The 21,393-nt window shown below is 70.6% G+C and carries 20 protein-coding genes; all 20 read right to left on the bottom strand.

What is annotated here, in order from left to right; translation table 11 throughout:
- Position 1: 1 nt before the first annotated feature.
- The 20 genes from cobT to F9K07_RS17710 all read right to left on the bottom strand — a co-directional run bounded on the left by cobT (position 2) and on the right by F9K07_RS17710 (position 21,299).
- Positions 2-1,051, bottom strand: a complete 1,050-nt coding sequence (gene cobT, locus F9K07_RS17615) for a nicotinate-nucleotide--dimethylbenzimidazole phosphoribosyltransferase (protein ID WP_159594661.1) — start codon at positions 1,049-1,051, stop codon at positions 2-4.
- Positions 1,048-2,508, bottom strand: a complete 1,461-nt coding sequence (locus tag F9K07_RS17620; protein WP_159594662.1) for a cobyric acid synthase — start codon at positions 2,506-2,508, stop codon at positions 1,048-1,050. Before F9K07_RS17620 ends, cobT begins: the two co-directional genes overlap by 4 nt.
- Positions 2,505-3,482, bottom strand: a complete 978-nt coding sequence (locus F9K07_RS17625) for an aminotransferase class I/II-fold pyridoxal phosphate-dependent enzyme (RefSeq protein WP_159594663.1) — start codon at positions 3,480-3,482, stop codon at positions 2,505-2,507. The genes F9K07_RS17620 and F9K07_RS17625 overlap by 4 nt, the downstream gene beginning before the upstream one ends.
- Positions 3,479-4,462: an adenosylcobinamide-phosphate synthase CbiB gene (cbiB, locus tag F9K07_RS17630; protein ID WP_201451446.1), complete on the bottom strand. Its 984-nt coding sequence runs from the start codon at positions 4,460-4,462 to the stop codon at positions 3,479-3,481. The genes F9K07_RS17625 and cbiB overlap by 4 nt, the downstream gene beginning before the upstream one ends.
- Positions 4,463-4,478: 16 nt before the next feature.
- Entirely contained in the window at positions 4,479-5,714 is a 1,236-nt protein-coding gene (bioF, locus tag F9K07_RS17635; RefSeq protein WP_159594665.1) for an 8-amino-7-oxononanoate synthase, read from the bottom strand.
- Between the two features lie 15 nt (positions 5,715-5,729).
- Positions 5,730-6,410, bottom strand: coding sequence for a dethiobiotin synthase (gene bioD, locus F9K07_RS17640; protein WP_159594666.1), 681 nt, complete (start codon positions 6,408-6,410; stop codon positions 5,730-5,732).
- Positions 6,400-7,773, bottom strand: coding sequence for an adenosylmethionine--8-amino-7-oxononanoate transaminase (locus F9K07_RS17645; protein ID WP_159594667.1), 1,374 nt, complete (start codon positions 7,771-7,773; stop codon positions 6,400-6,402). The genes bioD and F9K07_RS17645 overlap by 11 nt, the downstream gene beginning before the upstream one ends.
- The gene (gene bioB, locus F9K07_RS17650) at positions 7,774-8,814 is read right to left on the bottom strand and encodes a biotin synthase BioB (protein ID WP_159594668.1); all 1,041 of its coding nucleotides are present in this window, start codon (positions 8,812-8,814) and stop codon (positions 7,774-7,776) included. It lies immediately after the preceding gene.
- 72 nt (positions 8,815-8,886) lie between these two features.
- A complete protein-coding gene (locus tag F9K07_RS17655; RefSeq protein WP_159594669.1) occupies positions 8,887-9,687 on the bottom strand; it encodes a CbtA family protein in 801 nt (266 codons plus the stop codon).
- Between the two features lie 129 nt (positions 9,688-9,816).
- Positions 9,817-10,002, bottom strand: coding sequence for a CbtB domain-containing protein (locus F9K07_RS17660; protein ID WP_159594670.1), 186 nt, complete (start codon positions 10,000-10,002; stop codon positions 9,817-9,819).
- 105 nt (positions 10,003-10,107) lie between these two features.
- On the bottom strand, positions 10,108-10,512 hold the full coding sequence (locus F9K07_RS17665; protein ID WP_159594671.1) for a DUF1636 family protein: 405 nt from the start codon (positions 10,510-10,512) through the stop codon (positions 10,108-10,110).
- Between the two features lie 16 nt (positions 10,513-10,528).
- On the bottom strand, positions 10,529-11,212 hold the full coding sequence (locus F9K07_RS17670; RefSeq protein ID WP_236581315.1) for a vWA domain-containing protein: 684 nt from the start codon (positions 11,210-11,212) through the stop codon (positions 10,529-10,531).
- Complete coding sequence (locus F9K07_RS17675) at positions 11,209-12,273, bottom strand: ATP-binding protein (protein WP_159594673.1); 1,065 nt, start codon at positions 12,271-12,273, stop codon at positions 11,209-11,211. The genes F9K07_RS17670 and F9K07_RS17675 overlap by 4 nt, the downstream gene beginning before the upstream one ends.
- Positions 12,270-16,067, bottom strand: coding sequence for a cobaltochelatase subunit CobN (gene cobN / locus F9K07_RS17680; RefSeq protein ID WP_159594674.1), 3,798 nt, complete (start codon positions 16,065-16,067; stop codon positions 12,270-12,272). The genes F9K07_RS17675 and cobN overlap by 4 nt, the downstream gene beginning before the upstream one ends.
- Positions 16,067-17,131, bottom strand: coding sequence for a cobalamin biosynthesis protein CobW (cobW, locus tag F9K07_RS17685; RefSeq protein ID WP_159594675.1), 1,065 nt, complete (start codon positions 17,129-17,131; stop codon positions 16,067-16,069). The genes cobN and cobW overlap by 1 nt, the downstream gene beginning before the upstream one ends.
- A gap of 16 nt (positions 17,132-17,147) precedes the next feature.
- Positions 17,148-17,987, bottom strand: a complete 840-nt coding sequence (locus F9K07_RS17690) for an ABC transporter substrate-binding protein (protein WP_236581317.1) — start codon at positions 17,985-17,987, stop codon at positions 17,148-17,150.
- Positions 17,987-18,556: a cob(I)yrinic acid a,c-diamide adenosyltransferase gene (gene cobO / locus F9K07_RS17695; RefSeq protein WP_159594676.1), complete on the bottom strand. Its 570-nt coding sequence runs from the start codon at positions 18,554-18,556 to the stop codon at positions 17,987-17,989. Before cobO ends, F9K07_RS17690 begins: the two co-directional genes overlap by 1 nt.
- A 16-nt stretch (positions 18,557-18,572) precedes the next feature.
- Entirely contained in the window at positions 18,573-19,334 is a 762-nt protein-coding gene (locus tag F9K07_RS17700; RefSeq protein ID WP_159594677.1) for an ABC transporter ATP-binding protein, read from the bottom strand.
- The gene (locus tag F9K07_RS17705; protein WP_159594678.1) at positions 19,331-20,335 is read right to left on the bottom strand and encodes a FecCD family ABC transporter permease; all 1,005 of its coding nucleotides are present in this window, start codon (positions 20,333-20,335) and stop codon (positions 19,331-19,333) included. Before F9K07_RS17705 ends, F9K07_RS17700 begins: the two co-directional genes overlap by 4 nt.
- Positions 20,336-20,474: 139 nt before the next feature.
- On the bottom strand, positions 20,475-21,299 hold the full coding sequence (locus F9K07_RS17710) for an ABC transporter substrate-binding protein (RefSeq protein WP_159596986.1): 825 nt from the start codon (positions 21,297-21,299) through the stop codon (positions 20,475-20,477).
- Between the last annotated feature and the right edge of the window lie 94 nt (positions 21,300-21,393).

Below are 21,393 nucleotides of genomic sequence, written 5' to 3' on the forward strand. Positions count from 1 at the left end.
GTCACGGCGTCGACGGGGTAGCTTCGCCGCTGCGCGACACACCGGCCGATTCGAAGCTCGCCATCTCGCGCAGCACGGCACACGCGCTCATCAACAAAGGCCAGGCCAGCGCCGCGCCCGACCCTTCGCCCAGCCGCAGGCCCAGGTCGAGCAAGGGTTCGGCACGCAAGTGCGCGAGCATGAGCGCATGGCCGCGCTCGCCCGAGCGGTGCGCGAACACGCAGCGCTGCAATACGTGAGGCTGCAGGTGCGATGCCACGAGCACGGCCGAGGTGGCAATGAAGCCGTCGACCACGATCACGCGCCGCTCTTCGGCCGCCTGCAGCACCGCGCCCACGAGCGTGGCGATTTCGAAGCCGCCGAACGCGGCGAGCACGTCCAACGGTGCTCGCGCGTCTGCGTGGCGCGCGAGCACGTCACGCAGGATGGCGATCTTGCGCTGCACCGCTTCGGCGTCCAGCCCGGTGCCCGCGCCGGTCACGTCGGCAATGCCCAGGCCCGCCAGGCGCGCCAGCAGCAGGGACGCGGCCGAGGTGTTGCCGATGCCCATCTCGCCGAGCAGCAAGGCGTTGCCCGGCAAACCACGCACCACCGCGCGGCCGTTGTCGATGGCTTGCTGGCATTGCTCGGCGGTCATCGCCGGGCCTTCGAGCGCATCGGCGGTGCCGGGAGCGATCTTGCGGATCAGCAGGCCTTCTCTTGGCGCGAAGTCGTGCCGCACCCCGCAATCGACCACGGTGAGGCCGATGCCGTGCTGGCGCGCCAGCACGCTCACGGCCGCACCACCGGCAAGGAAGTTCTCCACCATCTGCCAGGTCACGTCGCTCGGGTAGGCCGAGACACCGCGCGCGGCCAGGCCGTGGTCGGCCGCGCACACCAGCATCTGCGGCGCGTGCAACTCGGGCGTGGCCGTGCCCAGGATCAGGCCGATGCGCTGTGCCAGCGCTTCCAGGCGGCCGAGCGAGCCCAGGGGTTTGGTCTTGTTGTCCAGCGCGTGTTGCAGGGTCTGCGCGAGTTCGGCCTGGGTGATGTCGGGAATGGTGGTGTTCATGGTGTAGGGGACGCAATGAGTTGATCGAGCACGCCCGGCTCGAAATGGGTCTGGATGTAGTCGGCCAGGCCGTCGAACACGGTGTCCAGCGTGGGCACGGTGGCGCCGAACAGGGCCTGCAGCACGCGCGGGTCTTCGAACAGGCCGTGCAGGTACACGCCGAGCACGTTGCCGCGCGCGTTCTGCCAGCCCAGGCCGTGGGGCAAGGCCTCGCGCGCCACGTCGCCGGCAGCGGCCATGGCGGCGTGCGGCAGCGTCTGGCCGTGGTGGATTTCATAACCTGCCGCCTCCACCCGCGAGAGCGCGGCCCAGGGCCCTTGCAGTTCGCCGAAGGTGGTGTGGGTGTGCCGCACGGTCTTCTGCGGGTCGAACTGGGTCACCAGCGGCAGCAGGCCGAGGCCGGGTGCGTTGCCATCGATGCCGTGCGTGTCGACGAGCGCCTCGCCCAGCATCTGCAGGCCGCCGCACACGCCCAGCACCGCCCCGCCCTGTTCGGCGTGCGCGGCCACCGCGCGGTCCAGGCCTTGCGCGCGCAGCCAGGCGAGGTCGGCGGCCGTTGCCTTGCTGCCGGGCAGCACGATCCAGTCGGCACCGGCGCAATCGGCCGGCGTGCGCGCCCAGACCAGGCGCACGCCTGGCACGTTCTTGAGCGGCTGGAATTCGTCGAGGTTGCTGAGGCGCGGGTACGCAATGACCGCGATGGTTGTTTGCACCGTGCCGGATGCGCGGGTCTTGTCATCGAAAACACCGTCCTCTTCCGGCAGGCCGTGCTGCCACCACATCGGCAGCGTCGCCACGGTGGGCACGCCGGTGAGGTCTTGCAGCTGCTGCGGTGCGGGGGCGAGCAGCGTGGCGTCGCCGCGGAACTTGTTGAGCACGAAGCCGTGGATGAGCGCACGTTCCTCGGGTGGCAGCAGGGCCCAGGTGCCATAGAGGTGGGCGAAGGCGCCGCCCCGGTCGATGTCGGTCACGAGCAGGCAGCGGGCCTGCGCGTGCAGCGCCACCCGCATGTTCACGATGTCGCTGGCGTGCAGGTTGATCTCGGCCGGCGAGCCCGCGCCTTCGATCACCACCACGTCGTTCTCTTCGCGCAGGGCATCCAGCGCGGCGGCGATCTGCGGCCACACGTGCAGGCTGCGGCCACGCCAGGGCATGTTGGAGAGGGCTTCGCTTACCTGCCCCATCAGCACCACCTGGCTGCGCGTGTCGGCCTCGGGCTTGAGCAGCAGCGGGTTCATGCGCACGTCGGGTTCGGCGCGTGCGGCGAGCGACTGGAAATACTGCGCGGAGCCGATTTCGCCGGCATCCACCACCCGAGCGTTGTTGCTCATGTTCTGCGCCTTGAACGGCGCGACTTTCAAACCTTGGCGCGCGTAGTGGCGGCACAGCGCGGTGGTGAGCCAGCTCTTGCCCGCGCCGCTGGTGGTGCCCAGCACCATCACGCAACACGCCGTCATGCCACCCGCTCCCGCTGCGCAAGCAGCGCATGGTGCAAGGCGTGCAGCGCTTCGGGCGGCTGGGCGCTCAGGCGGAAGTGGCCCGGCAGGCCGAAGGACGTGGTGTCGCGCAGCTTGATGCCGTGCGCGCGCAGGGCCGGCAGATGGAGTGCTTGCGGCGGCGCGGCGCAGAAGAAGTTGGCGTCGCTCGGCAACACGGTCCAGCCCAGATCGCTCAGCATGGCCGTCAGGTTCTGCTTCCATTGGCGCAGGGTGGGCAGGCTCTGCGCCAACCAGTCCTGCGACGCGCAGGACAGCCAGGCGTCGAGCAGCGCCACGGCGTGCGCGCCCAGCGGCCAGGACGGCGCGAGCTGGTCGAGCGCGCGCGCCTCGGCCAGCGCATGTTCAGGGGCAATGGCGTAGGCACCGCGCACGCCCGTGAGGCCCAGGGCCTTGTTGGGCGTCCAGAGTTGCCACACGCGGTTCTGCGCCACCGGATCGAGGCTGCACACGCCGCGCAGGCGCAGCGGCTCGTAGGCGCGGTCCAGCACCACCTGCAGCGCCGAGCCGGCCACGGCCTGCGCCAGCGGATCGGCAGCACCCAGAGGGCTGGCGGGCTCGCACAGCCACGCCAGATCGGCCTGCGCGGGCTCTCGCGTGCGCTCGAAACGCCAGGCCTGCGCGGCCTGCGCGTAGTCGCCATAGGCGAGCGCCGGCCACCACGCGCGACGCCCGCCTTCGCGCGCCACCCAGGCCGTGATGCGGCCGATGAACTCGCTGGCGCTGCCCGCGAGCACGATGCGCCCGGCGTCCACTGCGTGAAAGGCGGCGATGGCTTCGCGCAGGCTGGTGTAGGCCGGGTCGGCGTAGTGGCGCGCATCGGCGCCTTGTACCGCCGCCCGCGCCGTGGGGCATGGGCCGCAGGCGTTGGCGTTGGTGGAGAAATCCCAGGCCGCCACGCCGAGTGCGTCGGGGCCGCCGTGTGTGCGGTTCATACGAATGCTTTCCAGAAAAATGCCGCCCAAACGAGCGCGGCCAGCGCCAGCACGCGCACCACGCGGCCGGCCAGTTGCAAGGCTTGCGCCGTATCGCCCGATTGTGCGAGATGGCCGTCGCCGTGCAGCTCGTACACGCCCGGCTTGGACAGGCGCACGTCCAGCGCCAGCGCCATCGCGGCCATGGGCCAGCCGCTGTTGGGCGAAGGCGTGCGCCGCGCCTGCGCGGGCAAGGCGCGCAGGCGCGGCGCCGCGCCGAGCAGGCCAAGCAGCACGCCGGTGAGGCGGGCGGGCAGCCAGGACAGCACGTCGTCCGCGCGCGCGGCCCACTTGCCGGCCCAGGTCCAGTCGCGTCCGTGGCGTTCGCCCCGGTAACCCCACATGGCGTCGGCGGTATTGGCAAAACGGTAGAGGGCCGCGCCGGGCAGGCCGGCGATGGCAAACCAGAACAGGGGCGCAACCACCGAATCGTTGAGGTTTTCCGCGAGCGATTCGATGGCGCTCTCGCGCACCTGCTGCGCGCTCAGCGCGCTGGTGTCGCGGCTCACCAGCCACGACAGGCGTTCGCGCCCGGCTTGCAGCGAGGTGCCCAGGGCCGCTTCGACCGCGCGCACTTCGTCGCGCAACATGCGCCAGGCCAGCAGCGGCTTGAGCAACACGCCCAGCACCACAGCTTGCAGCCACCAGGGCCAAGCGGCCATGGCGCTCACCAGAGCGAATGCCAGCGCCACCATGGCGGACGCGCCCAGGCACCAGGCCAGCGCGCCGAGCAGGAAGGCCCGCAGGGCGAAGGCCGCCGCAGCCGCAGCCACAGTCGGGGTGGCGGGCGGCGCGATGCGCTGGCCCATGAACGACAGGTAGCGCCCGATGCCCACGACCGGGTGCCAGCGCGCGGGTGGTTCGCCCCACGCACCGTCCAGCGCGAGCGCCACCAACAGCGCGAGCGGCGCCACGATGGAAGGCGTGATGAGCTCGAACATGGCGCTCACCATGCGCTCAGGCCTCTTCAAGCTCGCGCGAAGCACCCGCGCAGGTGCGCGCGGCGGTGCGCAGCGCGCGCAGCAGCGCGTCCACATCGGCAGCTTCGTGCGCGGCCGACAGCGCGATGCGCAGGCGCGCCGTGCCCGCGGGCACGGTGGGCGGGCGGATCGCCGGCACCCACAGGCCTTGCTCGCGCAGCGAGGCCATCACGGTCAACGCGTCTTCGTTGTCGCCGATCACCAGGGGCTGGATCGCCGTGTCCGAGGGCATGAGCGACCAGCCGGCCGCATCCAGTGCGGGGTCGACGCCGCGGGCCAGGCCTTCGCGCAGTTGCGCGATGCGCGCGTGCAACTGGTGGCGGCGGCGCTCGCCGTCTTCACCGAGCACGCAGCGCAAGCCGGCACGCACGGCCTCGGCCAGCAAGGCGGGCGCGGCCGTGGCGTAGGTGTAGCTGCGGGTTTTCTGCAGCAGCCATTCCACCAGCCGCTCGGGCCCGGCCACGAACGCGCCGGCCACGCCCAGGGCCTTGCCCAGCGTGGCCATGTAGAGGATGCGCGGCGAGAGGTTCGCGCCGGTCAGGCCCACGGCCGCGAGCGCGCCACGTCCTTGCGGGCCGAGCACGCCGAAGCCGTGTGCGTCGTCGATCAGCAGCAAGGCGTCGTGCCGCTCGCACAGCGCGTGCAGCGCCGCGAGCTCGGCGACGTCGCCGTCCATGCTGAACACCGCGTCGCTGATGACGAGTTTGCGCCGCGCGGCGCTGGCCGCCAGTTGCGCGTCGAGTTGCGCCAGATCGGCGTGGCGAAAGCGGTGCACCGTGGCCTTGGACAGGCGCGCGCCATCGATCAGGCAGGCATGGTTCAACGCGTCGGAGAACAGCGCATCGCCCTCGCCCACCAGTGCGGGCACGATGCTCGCGTTGGTCGCATAGCCGGCGTAGAAGTAGAGCGCGCGCGGCAGGCCCACGGCCTCGGCCAGTTCGCGTTCCAGCGCGCCGTTGGCCACGCTGTGCCCGCTCACCATGGGCGATGCGCCCGAGCCCACGCCGTAGCGCTCCACCGCGGCGTGCACCGCTTCGCGCAAGGCCGGCGACTGCGCCAGGCCCAGGTAGTCGTTGCTGCAGAAAGCCAGCAGGGAAACGCCCTCCACGTTCAGGCGCGCGCCTTGCTCGGGCACCACCTCGCGGCGGCGGCGGCGCAGGGTCTGCGCGTCCAGCGCGGCCAGGCGGTCGTCGAATTCGTTCAACCAGGTCATCGTGTGATGTTCTTTCTATTGCCAGGACTCGGGCAGGTCCAGCACGATCTCGCCCGCAGCGGGTGCGGGGGTTTGGTACGGCACGCGGCCCAGCAGGGGCGCGGGCAGCCAGCGGCGCAGCGTGTGAATGTTCTCTTCGCGGCAGGGCATGTCGGGATCAATGGCATTGGCCACCCAGCCCGCGAGTTCCAGCCCATCGGCGCGGATCGCTTCGGCCGTGAGCAGCGCGTGGTTGAGGCAGCCCAGCCGCAAGCCGACCACCAGCACCACGGGCGCACCGATAGCGCGCGCCAGATCGGCCAGCGTCTCGGTGCCGTTCAAAGGCACACGCCAACCACCCGCGCCTTCGACCAGCACCACGTCGGCCTGCGCCTTCAGCGCGCGATGCGCGGCCAGCAGTTCGGTCACGCCCACGTGGCGGCCCGCATGCGCGGCCGCGAGGTGCGGCGCGATGGGTTCGGCCAGGGCCACCGGGTTGTCGAGTTCCGGCGGCACCGCCACCGTGGACGCGGCGCGCAGGGCCAGCACGTCTTCGCTGACCCAGGCGCCCTGATGCTCGATCAAACCGGCCGCCACGGGCTTCATGCCGACCACGCGGCGGTGCCGCCGCGCCAGCGCTTGCAACAAGGCCGTGCTGATCAGCGTCTTGCCCACGCCGGTGTCGGTGCCAGTGACGAAGCAGCCGTCAAACGCCATCGCGCAGCGCCTCCACCGTGGCCTGGCCCGGTTCCTCTTGCGCCAGCGTGGCCTGCAAGGCGGCCTGCGCGCCACGTGCAAGAAAGGCACACGCCTCCTCGTCGATCACGTACGGCGGCATGGCATAGAGCGTGTGGCCGATGGGCCGCAGCACCAGGCCCTGGTCCAGGGCATGGCGCGCGTAGCGGCGCGCGAAGTCCGGCAGGCTGCAAGCGATGTCCCACGCGAACACCATGCCCTGGCGGCGCGGGTGCCGCACGCGCGGGTGTTGCGACAGCGGTTCGAAGCACGCGGCCAAGGTGTGGGCGGTGGCCACGTTGCGCCGCAGCGCATCGGTCTGCTCGAACAGGTCGAGCGTGGCCAGCGCCGCGCGGCAGGCCAGCGGGTTGCCGGTGTAGCTGTGCGAATGCAGGAAAGCGCGCGCGACCTGATCGTCGTAGAACGCGGCGTAGACCGCGTCGGTGGTGAGCACCACCGACAAGGGCAGCGTGCCACCGGTCAGGCCTTTGGATAGGCAGAGAAAGTCGGGCCGGATGCCGGCCTGCTCGTGCGCGAACAGCGTGCCGGTGCGACCGAAGCCGACCGCGATTTCGTCCAGCACCAGGTGCACTTCGTATTGGTCGCACAGCTCGCGTGCGCGCCGCAGGTAGTGCGGGTCGTGCATCGCCATGCCGGCCGCGCATTGGATCAGGGGTTCGACGATCAGCGCCGCCGTGTCTTCGTGGTGTGCTTCCAGCCACGCGGCCAGGGCCTGGGCGGCTCGCTCGGCCACGCCGGCGGCGGATTCGCCGGGCGCGGCGGTGCGCGCATCGGGGCTGGGCGCGGTATCGGCCAGGCGCACCAACGGCGCATAGGCTTCGCGGAACAGCGCGATGTCGGTCACGGCCAGCGCGCCCACGGTCTCACCATGGTAACCACCGGCCACGCCGACGAAGCGGTGCTTGCGCGCGCGCCCCGCGTTGCGCCAGTGGTGCGCGCTCATCTTGAGCGCGATCTCGGTGGCGCTCGCGCCATCGCTGCCGTAGAACGCGTGGCCCAGGCCGGTGAGCGCGTGCAGGCGTTCGGACAGCTCGACCACCGGCGCGTGGGTGAAGCCGGCAAGCATGACGTGGTCCAACTGGTCGAGCTGGTCTTTCAGCGCATCGCGAATGGCCGGATGGTTGTGGCCGAACAGGTTGACCCACCAGGAACTGATCGCGTCGAGGTAGCGCCGGCCCTCGTGGTCGTGCAGCCAGACACCTTCGGCGCGCGCGATCGGCACCAGCGGCACACGGGCTCCTTCGGGCGCGTGCAGTTTCATCTGCGTGCAGGGGTGCCACACGGCAGCTAGGCTGCGCTGGCGCCAGGTGTCGTTGAGCGACATTCAGTCCGCCGAGACGTGCCGGGGCCGCAAGCCGAGTTTGTTCAGCAAGCCCATGTCGGCCGCCACATCGGGGTTGCCGGTGGTCAGCAGCTTCTCGCCGTAGAAGATGGAGTTCGCGCCGGCCAGGAAGCACAGCGCCTGCACGGCTTCGCTCATCTGCTGGCGCCCGGCCGACAGGCGCACCCGCGCGCGGGGCATGGTGATGCGCGCCACGGCAATGGTGCGCACGAATTCCAGCGGGTCCAGGTCGGGCTGGTCGGCCAGCGGCGGGCCCTGCACTTTCACCAGGTGGTTGATCGGCACCGACTCGGGGTAGTCGGGCGCGAGGTTGGCCAGCTGGGCCACGAGCGCGGCGCGCTGCAGGCGCGATTCGCCCATGCCCACGATGCCGCCGCAGCACACCTTCACACCCGCGCCGCGCACGCGCGCCAGGGTGTCCAGGCGGTCCTGGTAGTCGCGCGTGGTGATGATCTCGCAGTAGAAATCGGGCGCGCTGTCCAGGTTGTGGTTGTAGTAGTCCAGCCCGGCGTCGCGCAGGATTTCGGCATGGCCTTCGCCCAGCATGCCCAGCGTGGCGCAAGCCTCCAGGCCTTCGGCCTTCACGATACGCACCAGTTCGGCCACGGCGTCCACGTCGCGGTCCTTCGGTGCGCGCCAGGCAGCGCCCATGCAGAAGCGCGTGGCCCCTGCCTGCCTGGCGCGCTGCGCGGCTTCGCGCACCGCGTCCACGCCCATGAGCTTGCCGGCGGTCAGGCCGGTGTCGAAATGCACCGACTGCGGGCAATAGCCGCAGTCCTCCGGGCAACCGCCGGTCTTCACCGACAGCAGCGTGGCGAGTTCCACCTCGCCCGGGTCGAACTGCTCGCGGTGCACGGTCTGCGCGCGGTGCAGCAGCTCGGAGAACGGCAGGTCGAACAGGGCCTGCACCTCTTCCACACGCCAGGCGCTCGTGCCCACGTCAGACACCGGCTTGGCCGGCGCGACAAACTTCAGGGGTTGTGCCGTGCCGATGGAGGGCGGGGTATCGATCGTGGTCGTCATTGTTTTCTCTCCTGGATTCCGTTGGGAGGCCGCATTCTGCCTGCCCCGATCGGGCAGGCAGACGGCCTTCCATCAGGCGGTCTTTGGCAGTTTGCCGACCGATCCCAATGTGTCCTGCAGCGCGGGTTGCACCCAACGCTGGAACGCCCAGCCGCAGGCCAGGCCCATGAGCACCCAGAACGAGATCGAGACCCAGCGGGTGGCCCAGACGAACTGCGTGCCCAGGTCGCGCAGCACCACTTGCGCTTCGCCCTGGAAGCCGGCGAGCGGATCGGCCGTGATATGCGGCGCGCCGACCACGAAAGGCAGCGCCAGCAGTGCCGCGGCGATGATCCAGCGCAAGTGGCTGCGCATGCCGGCCGCGATGGCGCAGGCTGCGGCCGCGCTCACGGCCGCCAGCGTCCACCAGCCTTGGCGCGAGCCCAGGCGGGCGGCGTCCATGCCGGGGATCTCGGCGTGCAGGCCGATCGAGGGCCACAGGTAGAACACCAGCCAGCCGGCAGCGGCCGTCACAAGGGCGAGCGGCAACGCGCGCAGTCGGGTGCCACGCCAGACGGTCACGCCCATCACCGCGAACACCAGCAGCGCCATGCTGAAGGCGTGCAGCACATTGGCCACGAAGGTCCAGGCCGTGCGATCGAAGCCCTCGGCTGGCGCCCATTCTTCGGCTTCCTCGGCCATCGCGTGGCCGTCGTGCCCGGCGTGCGCCTTGGGTTCGGCGGCTTCAGCGGCAGGCGCTTCGATCTTCTGGTCCTCGAAGACCTCCGCGGCCAGGATGATGGGCACGGCCTGCAGCCGCTGCACGCCGGTCTGCACGATGCCCACGGCCAGGGCCACCACGAGGCTGGCCCAGATCAGTCGTTGAAAAATCATGGTCAAACTCCAAAAAAACTTGCCGGAGCGAAATGCCCCATCCAGAGGTGCCACGGAACTGGCTTTGCCAAGCCGTAGGCGCCGCCCCCCTTGAGGGGGGTCGCGCGAAGCGCGGCGGGGGGTGTTCTCTCAATGACAGGGCTTCACAGTGACGTGCCGCACGTCGTGCGCCGCGTTGTGCACCACCGGGCTTTCCGCGAAGGCCACGCCGTACAACACGACGAAGGCGAGTGCGGCGGCAGCGCCCAGTTGCAGCAGCAGACTGCGCGCGGCGGACGAGGCGCTCGAGGACGCCGAGGTGGTGGTTCCGTTCATGTGTTGCTCCATTCAAAAAAAGAAGTTGAGGCAGGTGGAAAGAAGAGAAGAAGCCATGGCGTCACGCCCTTTGATGCCATGGCAGGACAACCGCAAAAAGGCGTCTCATGCAAGGTCGACCTCCGGCGGCGGCAGCCGCGCCAGGATGCCGCTGCGCACGCGCGCCGGCCGTTCGTTGCGCGGCAGGTTGCCGTCGCTGGCGGCGGCATGCAGGCCGGCGCAAACCAGCAGGTGCTCGGCGGTTTCGGCATCGGGCACCAGATCGCCGAAGAGGTAGGTGTGTTTGCCGGGCGCCTGGAAGGCGACCGAGCAGGCCCGCCCGCAACTGCTCAGGCAGGCCATGCCGCGCACGCGCACCGACGGTGCAGCGCCATGTTGGCGTTGCGCCGCCTGCACCGCGTCGAACAACAAGGCGCCAGCCGCTGGCAACCCGCGCGACGCGCCCGGTGGGCGGCAAGTGGTGCAAACGATCATCTCGGTGATCGGTGAGGAGGACGCAGATGAAGACATGGTCGGCAGATGGGATTCAAGTGATCGGCCGGTGCTCGGCATGCCAGCGTTTGGCCCAGGCCGCGCAGCGGCCCACGGGTTTCATTGGGTCGTCGAAATCGACGATCACGGTGTGGTCCGCCGTGGGCGCGGCGGGTTGTTCGAGCGTGCGGCCGTCGGTGAGCAGCCACAGGCAGTTCGCACCCGCCGTGCCGCTCTTGCGCTGGACCTGGCGCAGCAAGCGACCAGCTTCGGCGAGACACGCCGACAACGGCGTGCCACCGCCGCCACCCAGCGGCTTCACGCGCGCCGTGCCCGCCGCGCGCGCCGGTCCTGGCGGCAGCAACAGCTCCACCCCACGGCCCCCGAAGCACAGCAGCGCCACGTGGTCGCCTGCGCGCGCGGCCTGTTCGATCAGGTGCGCCGCGTAGCCCTTGGCATGCGCCAGGCGAGCGCCACTGCGCATGGAGCCCGAGGTGTCGAGCGCGATCAGGTGCAGGCGGGGCACGCGCGTGTTCGGTGGCTGGTAGCGCAGGTGCGCGGGGGCCAGGCGTTGCGGGCCTTTGCCGATCAAGGTGCGCACCCAATCGATGCCGGCGCTCATGGCCCGCGCCGCAGGCGCTGCGTGCCGGGCCAGGGCCGGTCGGGGGGAACGGTTCGGGGATGGCCACCGCCAGCGGCCGCTCGCCGTGGCCGGCGCGCGCGGGCTGGGGTGGCTCATGCTTTTTTTGGGGGCCATGCCCCCGTGTTCTTGACGCGCACCATGCCCTGCGGCAGCGGTGGCAATGCGCCCCAGTCGCCTTCGGGCGTGGCTTCGTTCGACGCATCGCCGCCCTGCCCGCTTGCCGCAGGGGGCATGGAGCGCGGTGGCGGCTGCGAGGCGCGGCCCGCAGGCGGCGCAATTTCGGGCGCACGGCGGTGCGCCAGCGCAAGTTCGGCCACCGCGTCCACGTCGTCCACCCGCACCGTGTCGCGCTGCTCCAGCGCCACCAGCGCGCGCGCCGCGCGCAGCATCACCAGATCGGCGCGCACGCCATCGACGCCGGCTTGCTGCGCGAGCGACGCGGCGCGCTGCACCACGCCGTCCGGCCAGTCGAGGCGGGCGAGTGCGGTGCGCGCGGCGGCCACGCGGGCCACCAACGCCGCCAGTTCGACAGCGTGCTGCGCCGCGAGCGCTTGCGGGTCGGCGTCGAACGCGAGCCGTGCGCGCACGATGGCCTGGCGTTGCGCGGTGTCGTGCGGGTTGGCCAGCGCGACCGAGAGGCCGAAGCGGTCCAGCAACTGGGGCCGCAGTTCGCCCTCCTCCGGGTTCATGGTGCCCACGAGCACGAAGCGCGCGGCGTGCTGGCGCGAGAGGCCGTCGCGCTCCACCGTGTTCACGCCGCTGGCGGCCACGTCGAGCAAGGCATCCACCAGCGCGTCGGGCAGCAGGTTGACCTCGTCGACATACAACACACCGCCGTGCGCGCGCGCCACCAGGCCGGGGGCCAGGCGCACCGTGCCGTCGCGCAGCACGTCTTCCAGGTGCAGCGTGCCCACCAGTTGCTCCAGGCTCGCGGCCAGCGGCAGCGTGACGAAAGGGGCTTGCGGCAACAACGCGGCCAGTGCGCGCGCCGAGGTCGACTTGGCGGTGCCGCGCGGGCCACTGATGAGCACGCCGCCCATGCCGGGGTCGATGGCCGCCAGCAGCAAGGCGCGTTGCAGCGGGGCTTGGCCTACCAAGGCCGTGAAGGGGAACGCCGGGTTCGAGACGGCGTGCAGTTCGGGAATGGGGGTGTTCATGGCAGGCTGTTCTCCAGGTGCTGCTCCAGGGTCAGCAGGTGTTCTTCGATGCGCTCGCGGTGCTCGCCCGGCTCGGCCCACAGCCCGCGCTGCATGGCTTCGAGCAGGCGTTCACCGATGCCGCGCATGGCCAGCGGGTTGTGCTGTTGCAGGAAGCCGCGCGTGTCGTCGTCGTGCAGGTAGGCGTCGGCCATCAGCGCGTATTGGTGGTCGCCCACCACGCCGGTGGTGGCGTCGAAGGCGAACAGGTAGTCGACCGTGGCCGCGATCTCGAACGCGCCCTTGTAGCCATGGCATTTGACGCCCTCGATCCATTTGGGGTTGACCGCGCGCGCACGCACCACCCGCGCCACTTCTTCGCCCAGGGTGCGCACGCGCGGCGCGCCGGGCACGCTGAAGTCGCCGTGGTAGAGCGCGGCGGGCGCGCCCGCGAGCTGCTGCACGGCCGCGGCCATGCCGCCATGGAACTGGTAGTAGTCGTCGGAGTCGAGGATGTCGTGCTCGCGGTTGTCCTGGTTGTGCAGCACCGCGTCCACGCGCGCCAGGCGCTGCTCGAAGGCTTCGCGCGCGGCCGTGCCGTGGCCGTCCTGCCCGTAGGCGTAGGCGCCCGCGCGCAGATAGGCCTGCGCCAAGTCGGCTTGCTGCGCCCAACGGCCACTGTCGATCAGTTCCTGCAAGCCAGCGCCGTAGCCGCCCGGGCGCGGGCCGAACACACGCCAGGTGGCGTGGCGTTGCGCCTCTTCCGGTGTGCTCCCGCGCGCCAGCGCCTCGGCCGCCTCGCGCCGCACGCGGACTCGGATCGGGTTCACCTCGTCGGGCTCGTCGTCTTCGCTGATCGCGGCGACCGCGCGCACCGCCGTGTCGAACAGGTCGATCACGTTGGGAAAGGCGTCGCGGAAAAAGCCGGAGACGCGCAGGGTCACGTCGATGCGCGGGCGGTGGCGGATCGCCATGGGCAGCACCTCGACGTCCACCACGCGGTGGCTGCCGGGTGCCCACTTGGGCCGCACGCCGAGCAGCGCGAAAGCCTGGCCGATGTCTTCACCGCCGGTGCGCATGGTGCTGGTGCCCCACACCGACAGGCCCACGGCCTGCGGGAAGTTGCCGTGGTCCTGCAGATGGCGCTCGACCACGCGCTCGGCCGCCTGCGCACCCATGGCATAGGCCGTGGGCGTGGGCACGGCGCGCGTGTCCACCGAATAGAAGTTGCGCCCGGTGGGCAGCACGTCGGGCCGGCCGCGCGAGGGCGCACCGCTCGGACCGGCGGGCACGAAGCGGCCCGCAAGACCGCGCAGCAGTTGCGCGATTTCGTTCGGGCCGCAGGCATCGAGCCGGGGCGCGAGCACCCCGCGCAGGCGCTGCATCACTTGCGCGGTTTGCGGCCATGCGCTTGCGTCGATCGGCGCAGCGTCTTCGCCCAGACATTTCTTCACGGTATCGATGGCCAGCAACTCCAGCCGCTCGCGCGTGTGGCCGGCGTGGCGCCAGGGCTCGCTGCTCTGCGCTTGCAGCGCGGCCGGGCGCGGACCGTTCCAGGCATCGGCCCACGTGGGGTTCAAAGGATCGAAACCCGCCAGCCCAAGATCGTGCGCCAGCGCGGTGAGCAGACTGCCTTGCCCCACTGCGCTGCCGCCGGGAAAGCGCGCCAGCGCCACCAGCGTGTCGGTGCGTTGTCGGTCTTGCGGCGAGCGCCCGAAGATGTGCAGGCCGTCGCGGATCTGCGACTCCTTGATCTCGCACAGGTAGGCGTCCAGTTTGTTCAGCAGTTGTTCGCGCTGCGCGTCGTCGGCCGGCGGCTCGAAGCCGAGCTCGCGGTGCAACTGGTGCTCGATCACCTGCGCCAGGATGCCTTCGCGCAGCCGCTTGGCGCGGCGCGGGTCGAGCGCGAGTGCTTCGTAGAACTCGTCCATCTGCCGTTCGAGCTCCTGCAGCGGGCCGTAGGTTTCGGCGCGCGTGATGGCGGGCATGAGGTGGTCGATGATCACCGCCTGCGTGCGGCGCTTGGCCTGGCTGCCCTCGCCGGGGTCGTTGACGATGAAGGGATAGAGGTGCGGCAGCGGTCCCAGGATGGCGTCGGGCCAGCAGGCCGCACCCAGCGCCACACTTTTGCCGGGCAGCCATTCGAGGTTGCCGTGTTTGCCCACGTGCACCACCGCGTCCACTTTGAGGACGCGGCGCAGCCAGAAGTAGAAGGCGAGGTAGGCGTGCGTGGGCACGAGGTCGGCGTCGTGGTAGGTGGCCACCAGGTCCAGGTCGCGTCCGCGCGCGGGCTGGACGCCGACAAAGACCTGGCCCACGCGCAAGCCCGGCACGATGAAGCGGCCACTGCGCAGCATCGGGTCTTGTTCGGGCGCGCCCCACAGCGCGTTCACCGCTTGCTGGCTCTCCAGTGGGAGCGCTTCGAAATCGGCCAGGTAGTCGGCCAGGGACAGGCTCTGGTGCGCGGGCCGGTGGTGATTGGCATCGAGGTCGTTGGTGACGCCTTGCACCAGCGCGTCCATCAGATCGGCGCTGTCGGTGGGCACGTCGCCCACGGCGTAACCGGCTTCGCACAAGGCTTGCAGGATGTGCACGGTGGAGGCCGGGGTGTCCAGCCCCACGCCGTTGGCCAGGCGTGCATCGTTGTTCGGGTAGTTGGCGAGGATGAGCGCGAGGCGCTTGCTGGCATTGGGCTTCTCGCGCAGCGCGCACCAGCGGCGCGCGAGTTCGGCCACGAAACGGATGCGCTCTGGCTCGGGTTGGTAACGCACCACGTCGACCTCGGTGCGCTCGCAGCGCCAGGCCAGGCCCTTGAAGCTGATGGCGCGCGTGCCGATGCGCCCGTCCACCTCGGGCAGCACGACTTGCATGGCGAGGTCGCGCGGCGCCAGGCCGTGCGGATCGGCGTCCCACTGCTCGCGCGCGCAACCGGCGGTGATGAGCTGCAGCACGGGTGCGTCGCCGAACAGGCCTTCGGGCAGCGCTTCGCCCGCACCGTCGCTGCCGTCGATAGACGCCACGGCGAAGCTGGTGGCATTGAGCACCACGCCTACCCGGTGCTCGGCCACCAGGGTCTGCAACACGGTCAGGCTGGCCGGTGTTTTCAGGGAATCGATCGCCACCGCGAACGCGTTGAGCCCGACGTCGGCCAGGGCGGCGAGCACCGCATCGAACACGGCCGTATTGCCCGACTGCAGATGCGCACGGTAGAACACCAGCAAGGCCACCGGCGCCTCGGGCGACCACGGCGTGGCCGCGCCTTGGGGTGCGTACGGCAACACCGGCGGCAGGGGTGCGGGCGGCGGCGGTCGCGCGCCGATGCCGAATGCCGCATGGCCGATGAGCGAGAAAAACAAGCGGGCGTTGTCGCGCCCGCCTTCGCGCAGGCAGCGCCAGAGCCGGTGGCAATCGTCGGGCGCGGCCGTGCTGCGAAGCATCAACTGCGGGTCCTGCACGTTGTCGCCCGAGAACAGCGCGAGCCATTGGCCTTTGCGGGCGGCGAGCGAGACCACCTGCTCCACCACGTAGGCCCAGTCGCTGGGTGCGCCGAGGTGGTCGATGACCACCACGCGCGCGTGGCGCAGCACGTCGTCCACATACATGTCGGTGGACGCGGGCTGGCGCAACCACATCAGGTTGGCCAGGCGCACGCTGGGGAAGCCCTCGCCGAGGTGGGCGGCGGCGGCGGCCAGCAAGGAGAGCGTGGTGTCGGCCGCACTCAGCACCACGATGTCGCCCGGCGTCTGTTCGACGCGCACGATGCCCTGCCCGCCGTCTTCGACGTGGCCTCCAGGGCGGGCGTTGAGCAGGTGCATCAGGCAGCCGCTGTGTCGGCGAGCAGCGCGGACTGCACTTCTTGTTGCAACGCCACGGCATCGAGGTGATCGCCGATCAACACCAGGCGCGTGGCGCGCGCCTCGTCGGCGCGCCAGGGCCGGTCGAAGTGGCTGTCGAAGCGCGCGCCCACGCCCTGCACCACCAGGCGCATGGCCGCGCCAGGCAAGGCGACGAAGCCTTTAACGCGGTAGATCTCGTGGCGCTGCACCAAGGCCACGAGCGTGTCGATCAGCCGCTGGCGGTCGGCCACGTCAAGCGCGATCGAGACCGATTCGAACTCATCGTGGTCGTGGTCCTCTTCTTCGTCGTGGTGGGTCTTGCGCTGGTGAATCGCGTCTTCCACCGCGCGCTCCATGCCAAGCAGCACGCCCAGATCGAGCTGACCGTGTTGCGCGCGCACCAGCTTCACACCGGCGGGGGTCTCGGCGCGGATGGTTTTCTCCACCTCGGCCAGCACGGCTTCTTCCATGCCATCGGTCTTGTGCACGATCACCAGGTCGGCGGTGGCGAGTTGGTCTTCGAACAACTCGGCCAGCGGCGATTCGTGGTCCAGGTTCTCGTCGGCGCGGCGTTGCGCGTCCACCGCCACCGGGTCTTCGGCGAAGCGGCCGGCGGCCACGGCCGGTGCGTCCACCACGGTGATGACCGCGTCCACCGTGAAGGCGTTGCGCAGCGCGGGCCATTGGAAGGCTTGCACCAGCGGCTTGGGCAGCGCGAGGCCCGAGGTTTCGATGACCAGGTGGTCGATCTGGTCGCGCCGCGCGGCCAATTGCTCCATCACCGGCGCGAACTCTTCCTGCACCGTGCAGCACAGGCAGCCGTTGGCCAGTTCGTAGAGCTGGCCGTTTTCTTCGCCGTTCTCGTCGCAGCCAATGCCACAGCCGCGCAGCAGTTCGCCGTCGATGCCGAGTTCGCCGAACTCGTTGACGATGACGGCGATGCGCTTGCCCTGCGCGTTCGTGAGCAGGTGGCGCAGCAGCGTGGTCTTGCCAGCGCCGAGGAAGCCGGTGACGATGGTGGCGGGGATCTTGCGGGTTTGCATGGGGGTGTTCTCCAAGTCAATGTTTCGTGGGCAGGGCGAGCAGGCAATCGACCAGCATGTGCGCAGCTTCTCCCAGGCGCGGGCCGGGGCGCGAGAGCAGGTCCATGCGCTCGGCGTCGAGCTGGCAGACCTGCTGTTGGCGCAGCGCGCGCATGCCGGCCCAACCCGGGCGGTCGGCCACGGTCGAGAGCGTGGTTTGCGGGCCGATGATCAGATCGGGCGCGCGGCGCACCACCATCTCGGGGTTCACGCGCGGGAATAGCGCGCCCTCGCCGCCGCTCAGCACGATGTTCTGCAGCCCCAGCCGGGCCACGGTTTCGCCGATGAAGCTGCGGTCGCTCGCGGCGGTGGGGCCGATGCCGACCTCGATGTACACGGTGCGACCGCGCAACGCGGCCGGCACGCGGCGCGCCGCGGCGTCGAGCTCGCGTTCGATGCGCTGCACCAGTTCCTGGGCGCGCAGCGGTTCGCCGAGCGAGTGGCCGAGCGCGAGCAGCATGCGCCGGAGATCGGCGTGGGTGCGCGCGTCGAACACCTGCACCGGCACACCGAGTTGCGCCAGGCGCTCGCCCGCGCGGCTGCGCGGCCCGAGCAAGACCATGTCGGGCTTGAGCGCGACGATGCCTTCGATCTGCGCGTCCTGCAGGCCGCCGAGCTTGGGTAGCCTGGCCACGTGGCCAGGCCCGCTCGAATAGCGGTCGGTGCCGACCAGCTCGGCGCAGTGGCCGAGTGCGCAGACGGCTTCGGTGAGCGAGGGCGACATGGTGACGATGCGGTGCTGGGCGAGCGCGGGCGCCGCCATGCCGCCGAGCAGACCCAGCATCGCCAACGCGGGCACGGGCAGCATCGAGCCCATCAGTCCTCGATACCTCGCTGAGCGGGAACGCCTGCTTTGAAATGGTGCTTCACCAGCGCCATCTCGGTCACCGTGTCGGCCAGTTCGATCAATTCGGCCGGCGCACCGCGCCCGGTGAGCACCACGTGCACCTGGCTCGGCCGCTCGCGCAGGCACGCCAGCACCGCGTCCAGCGGCACCCAGCCATAACGCAGCGGGTACATGATTTCGTCGAGCACCACCATGAAGTGTTCGCCCGAGCGGATGGTGGCCTCGGCCTTGGCCCAGCCTTCGCGCGCGAGCTCGGCGGAGTGGTCCAGGTCGCGGCTCTTCCAGCTGAAGCCATCGCCCAAACCTTCGATCGGAATGCCCAACTGCTCGAACAGCCGGTGCTCGCCGAAACGCGCCGATGGCACCTTCATGAACTGGTACACCTTCACCGACTTGCCGCGACCATGCGCGCGCAAGGCCAGGCCGAACGCAGCCGTGCTCTTGCCCTTGCCGGTGCCGGTGTGCACGATCACCAGGCCGCGCCGTTCACCCTGGGGTTTGGGGGTGTCGCGCAGCACGGGAGGTTGTTCGATTTCCATCTTCGTACTCCAAAAATCAACGGGGCAGCGCGACCCACTGGTCGCCCAGCGGATGGATCGCGATGCGGTGGTCAAAGACCTGTTCAAGGGCTTGGTGCGTGGCCGAGTCGTTGCAGCCGCCCTGGTGGCACACGCGGCCCTGGGCCATCACCACCATCTGGTCGGCGTGCAGTGCCATGCCGATTTCGTGCAGCACGCTCACCACGGTCTTGCCCTGGGCCACGAGTTCGCGCACCAGCAGCAGCCAGTCGGCCTGGTGCGGCGGGTCCAGGTTGGCCAGGGGTTCGTCCATCAACATCACCTCGGCCTGCACCGCGAGCAGGCGGGCCAGCAACACGCGCTGGCGCTCACCGCCCGAGAGCGCGCCCAGCGGCCGTTCGCGCCAGTCCCAGGCCTGGGTGGCGCGCAGCGCCTGTTCGACCGCCGCGCGATCCACTTCCGAAGGCGGCGCGAGCCAGGCCTGGTGCGGCAGGCGGCCGAGCATGGCCACGTCCCACACGCTGAGGTCGTCCGCGCCCGGCTCGCCCTGCCCCAGCCAGGCCAGGCAGCGCGCGCGTTCGCGGCCACGCCATTGCGCCAGGGGCCGCTCAAACAGTTGCACCCCGCCGCTGTGGGGCAGCAGGCCGGCCAAGGTTTTCAGCAAGGTCGACTTGCCCGCGCCGTTGGGGCCGACGATGCTGGTCCAGCGCGCGGCGGGCAGCGCCACGTCGATGCCGTGCAGCACGGGCGCGCCACCCAGCGCCACGCCGATGCCTTCGGCGAGCAGCGCGGCGCTCACAGACCACCTCCCGGCCGGCGGCGCCGGTGCATCAACCACAACAGATAGGTGCCACCGAGCACGGCCGTGAGCACCCCCACCGGCAGTTCCTGCGGCGCGATGATCCAGCGCGCCAGCACATCGGCCGCCATCAGCAACAGGCCGCCCATGAAGGCACTGAGCACGATCAGGCGGCCGTGCGTGGTCTTCACGATCGAGCGCACCAGGTGCGGCGAGGCCAGGCCCACGAAGGCGATCAGGCCGGTCTGCGCCACGGCCGCGCCGGTGGCCAGCGCGAGCACCGCCACCAGCACCGCGCGCACCGCACCCAGCGGCAGGCCCAGGCTGATGGCCGTGGCCTCGCCCAGCGCCAGGCCGTCGAGCACGCGGCCCAACGATGCCGCCACCAACACGGCCGCCAACAGCATGGCGGCCATCACGCCGCACGCGGTCCAGCCGACAAAGCCGGTGCTGCCGAGCATGAAGCCCTGCATGGCCTGCAAGGTGTCGGGCGAGGCGATGGTGACCAGGTCGCGTCCCGCGCCCAGTACAACGCCCACGATGACGCCGGCCAGCAGCAGGCGCAGCGTGTGCTGCACGCCCTTGGCCAGCGCCAGCGTGAGCACCACGCCGATCACCGCGCCCGCGAAGGCGGCGCCGGTCAGGCCCAGGCGCACCAGCCATTGCGTGGCGAAGGGCGTGGTGCCGAACAAGGCCAGGGCGATTGCCACGCCCAGCGCGGCACCCGAAGCGCTGCCCAGCAGATACGGATCGGCCAGCGGATTGCGGAACAGGCCTTGCGCCACCGCGCCGGCCAGCCCCAGCAGCGCACCGGCCACCCAGGCACCGAGGGTGCGCGGCAGGCGGATGTCCCAGAGGATCTGCCAGGCCACGGGGTCGTGGCGCGCGTGCAGCACGCTGTCAAAGCCGGTGCTGCCCACGCCCACGCCGAGCAGCAGCACGGCAGCCGCCACGACCAGCAAGGCGGTGCCTAGCCAGAGGCTGTGGCGCGCGCCACTCATCTCTGTTGCTCCTCTGCGCCGAAGCACAACCCGCAACGCATGAAACAGTCCAGCCCAGGGGCACCGAGGGTCCGGCTTCGCCGGCCCCAGGTGCCGCCCCCCTTCCAGGGGGGAGCGCCGAAGGCGCGCAGGGGGTGTTTCATTTCTTGCCTTTCTCGGTGATGCAGCGCGCCATCAACCGCGCGGCCTCGGCCATGCGCGGCCCGGGGCGCACCAACACGTCGGACTCATCCGCCGTGAACACGCACACGCGCTGCTCGCGCAAGGCACGCATGCCGCGCCAGCCGGGTCGCAACTCCAGCCCTTGCACGTTGCGCGAGCCGATCATGATCAGGTCCGGGTTGGCGCGCACCACGTACTCCGGGTTGACGCGCGGGAACGGGCCGAGTGAGGGCGCGACGATGTTCTGCACACCCAGGCGCGCCATCATCTCGCCGATGAAAGAACCCGTGCCGGCGGCGTAGCCCCCGGCGCTCACTTCGTAATACACGCGCAGGGAGCGCGCTGCCGGTGGCAGGGACTGCGCCGCCGCCGACACGCCCGCGTCGATGGCGCGCCAGATGCGCTGCGCGTCGGGCACCTCCAGCAGCTCGCCGAGCTTGCCCATGACGCGCTGCGCACCCGCCGAATCCTTGGGCTCCATGGCCAGCACCTTCACACCCAGCGATTCGAGCCGCTGCACGCCGCGCGACGAGGTGGCCATGAGCACCACGTCGGGCTTCAAGGCGACGATGGCTTCGATGTTGGGGTCGATGCCACCACCGACCTGCGGCAGTTGGCGCACCGAGGCGGGGTAGTTGGAGTACCGGTCCACGCCCACCAGGCGGTGGCATTGGCCGAGTTCGCACACGGTTTCGGTGAGCGAGGGCAAGACCGAGACGATGCGTTGCGGCGATGCCGGCAGGGTTACTGCCATGCCTCGGTCGTCGGTGACGGTGAGGGGTGCAGCTTGCAGCGTGCCCATGAACGTCAACAGCGACACGACGACGCCCCACCGCCAAGCTGTCCTGCCGCGAGAGCGGTGCCTTGCTCCCTCGCCCCTCTGGGGAGAGGGTGGG

The sequence above is a fragment of the Hydrogenophaga sp. BPS33 genome, from assembly GCF_009859475.1.
Lineage (GTDB): Bacteria > Pseudomonadota > Gammaproteobacteria > Burkholderiales > Burkholderiaceae_C > Hydrogenophaga.

Excerpts from the sequence above, each read along its gene's own strand:
- F9K07_RS17675 (WP_159594673.1), bottom strand. The coding sequence starts at position 12,273 with ATGAACACCCCCATTCCCGAACTGCACGCCGTCTCGAACCCGGCGTTC.
- bioB (WP_159594668.1), bottom strand. The coding sequence starts at position 8,814 with ATGACGACCACGATCGATACCCCGCCCTCCATCGGCACGGCACAACCC.
- cobT (WP_159594661.1), bottom strand. The coding sequence starts at position 1,051 with ATGAACACCACCATTCCCGACATCACCCAGGCCGAACTCGCGCAGACC.
- bioF (WP_159594665.1), bottom strand. The coding sequence starts at position 5,714 with ATGACCTGGTTGAACGAATTCGACGACCGCCTGGCCGCGCTGGACGCG.
- cobN (WP_159594674.1), bottom strand. The coding sequence starts at position 16,067 with ATGCACCTGCTCAACGCCCGCCCTGGAGGCCACGTCGAAGACGGCGGG.
- cbiB (WP_201451446.1), bottom strand. The coding sequence starts at position 4,462 with ATGTTCGAGCTCATCACGCCTTCCATCGTGGCGCCGCTCGCGCTGTTG.
- F9K07_RS17710 (WP_159596986.1), bottom strand. The coding sequence starts at position 21,299 with ATGGGCACGCTGCAAGCTGCACCCCTCACCGTCACCGACGACCGAGGC.
- F9K07_RS17625 (WP_159594663.1), bottom strand. The coding sequence starts at position 3,482 with ATGAACCGCACACACGGCGGCCCCGACGCACTCGGCGTGGCGGCCTGG.
- F9K07_RS17690 (WP_236581317.1), bottom strand. The coding sequence starts at position 17,987 with ATGGGCTCGATGCTGCCCGTGCCCGCGTTGGCGATGCTGGGTCTGCTC.
- F9K07_RS17645 (WP_159594667.1), bottom strand. The coding sequence starts at position 7,773 with ATGTCGCTCAACGACACCTGGCGCCAGCGCAGCCTAGCTGCCGTGTGG.
- F9K07_RS17665 (WP_159594671.1), bottom strand. The coding sequence starts at position 10,512 with ATGTCTTCATCTGCGTCCTCCTCACCGATCACCGAGATGATCGTTTGC.
- cobO (WP_159594676.1), bottom strand. The coding sequence starts at position 18,556 with ATGGAAATCGAACAACCTCCCGTGCTGCGCGACACCCCCAAACCCCAG.
- cobW (WP_159594675.1), bottom strand. The coding sequence starts at position 17,131 with ATGCAAACCCGCAAGATCCCCGCCACCATCGTCACCGGCTTCCTCGGC.
- F9K07_RS17670 (WP_236581315.1), bottom strand. The coding sequence starts at position 11,212 with ATGAGCCACCCCAGCCCGCGCGCGCCGGCCACGGCGAGCGGCCGCTGG.
- F9K07_RS17660 (WP_159594670.1), bottom strand. The coding sequence starts at position 10,002 with ATGAACGGAACCACCACCTCGGCGTCCTCGAGCGCCTCGTCCGCCGCG.
- F9K07_RS17655 (WP_159594669.1), bottom strand. The coding sequence starts at position 9,687 with ATGATTTTTCAACGACTGATCTGGGCCAGCCTCGTGGTGGCCCTGGCC.
- F9K07_RS17620 (WP_159594662.1), bottom strand. The coding sequence starts at position 2,508 with ATGACGGCGTGTTGCGTGATGGTGCTGGGCACCACCAGCGGCGCGGGC.
- bioD (WP_159594666.1), bottom strand. The coding sequence starts at position 6,410 with ATGGCGTTTGACGGCTGCTTCGTCACTGGCACCGACACCGGCGTGGGC.
- F9K07_RS17705 (WP_159594678.1), bottom strand. The coding sequence starts at position 20,335 with ATGAGTGGCGCGCGCCACAGCCTCTGGCTAGGCACCGCCTTGCTGGTC.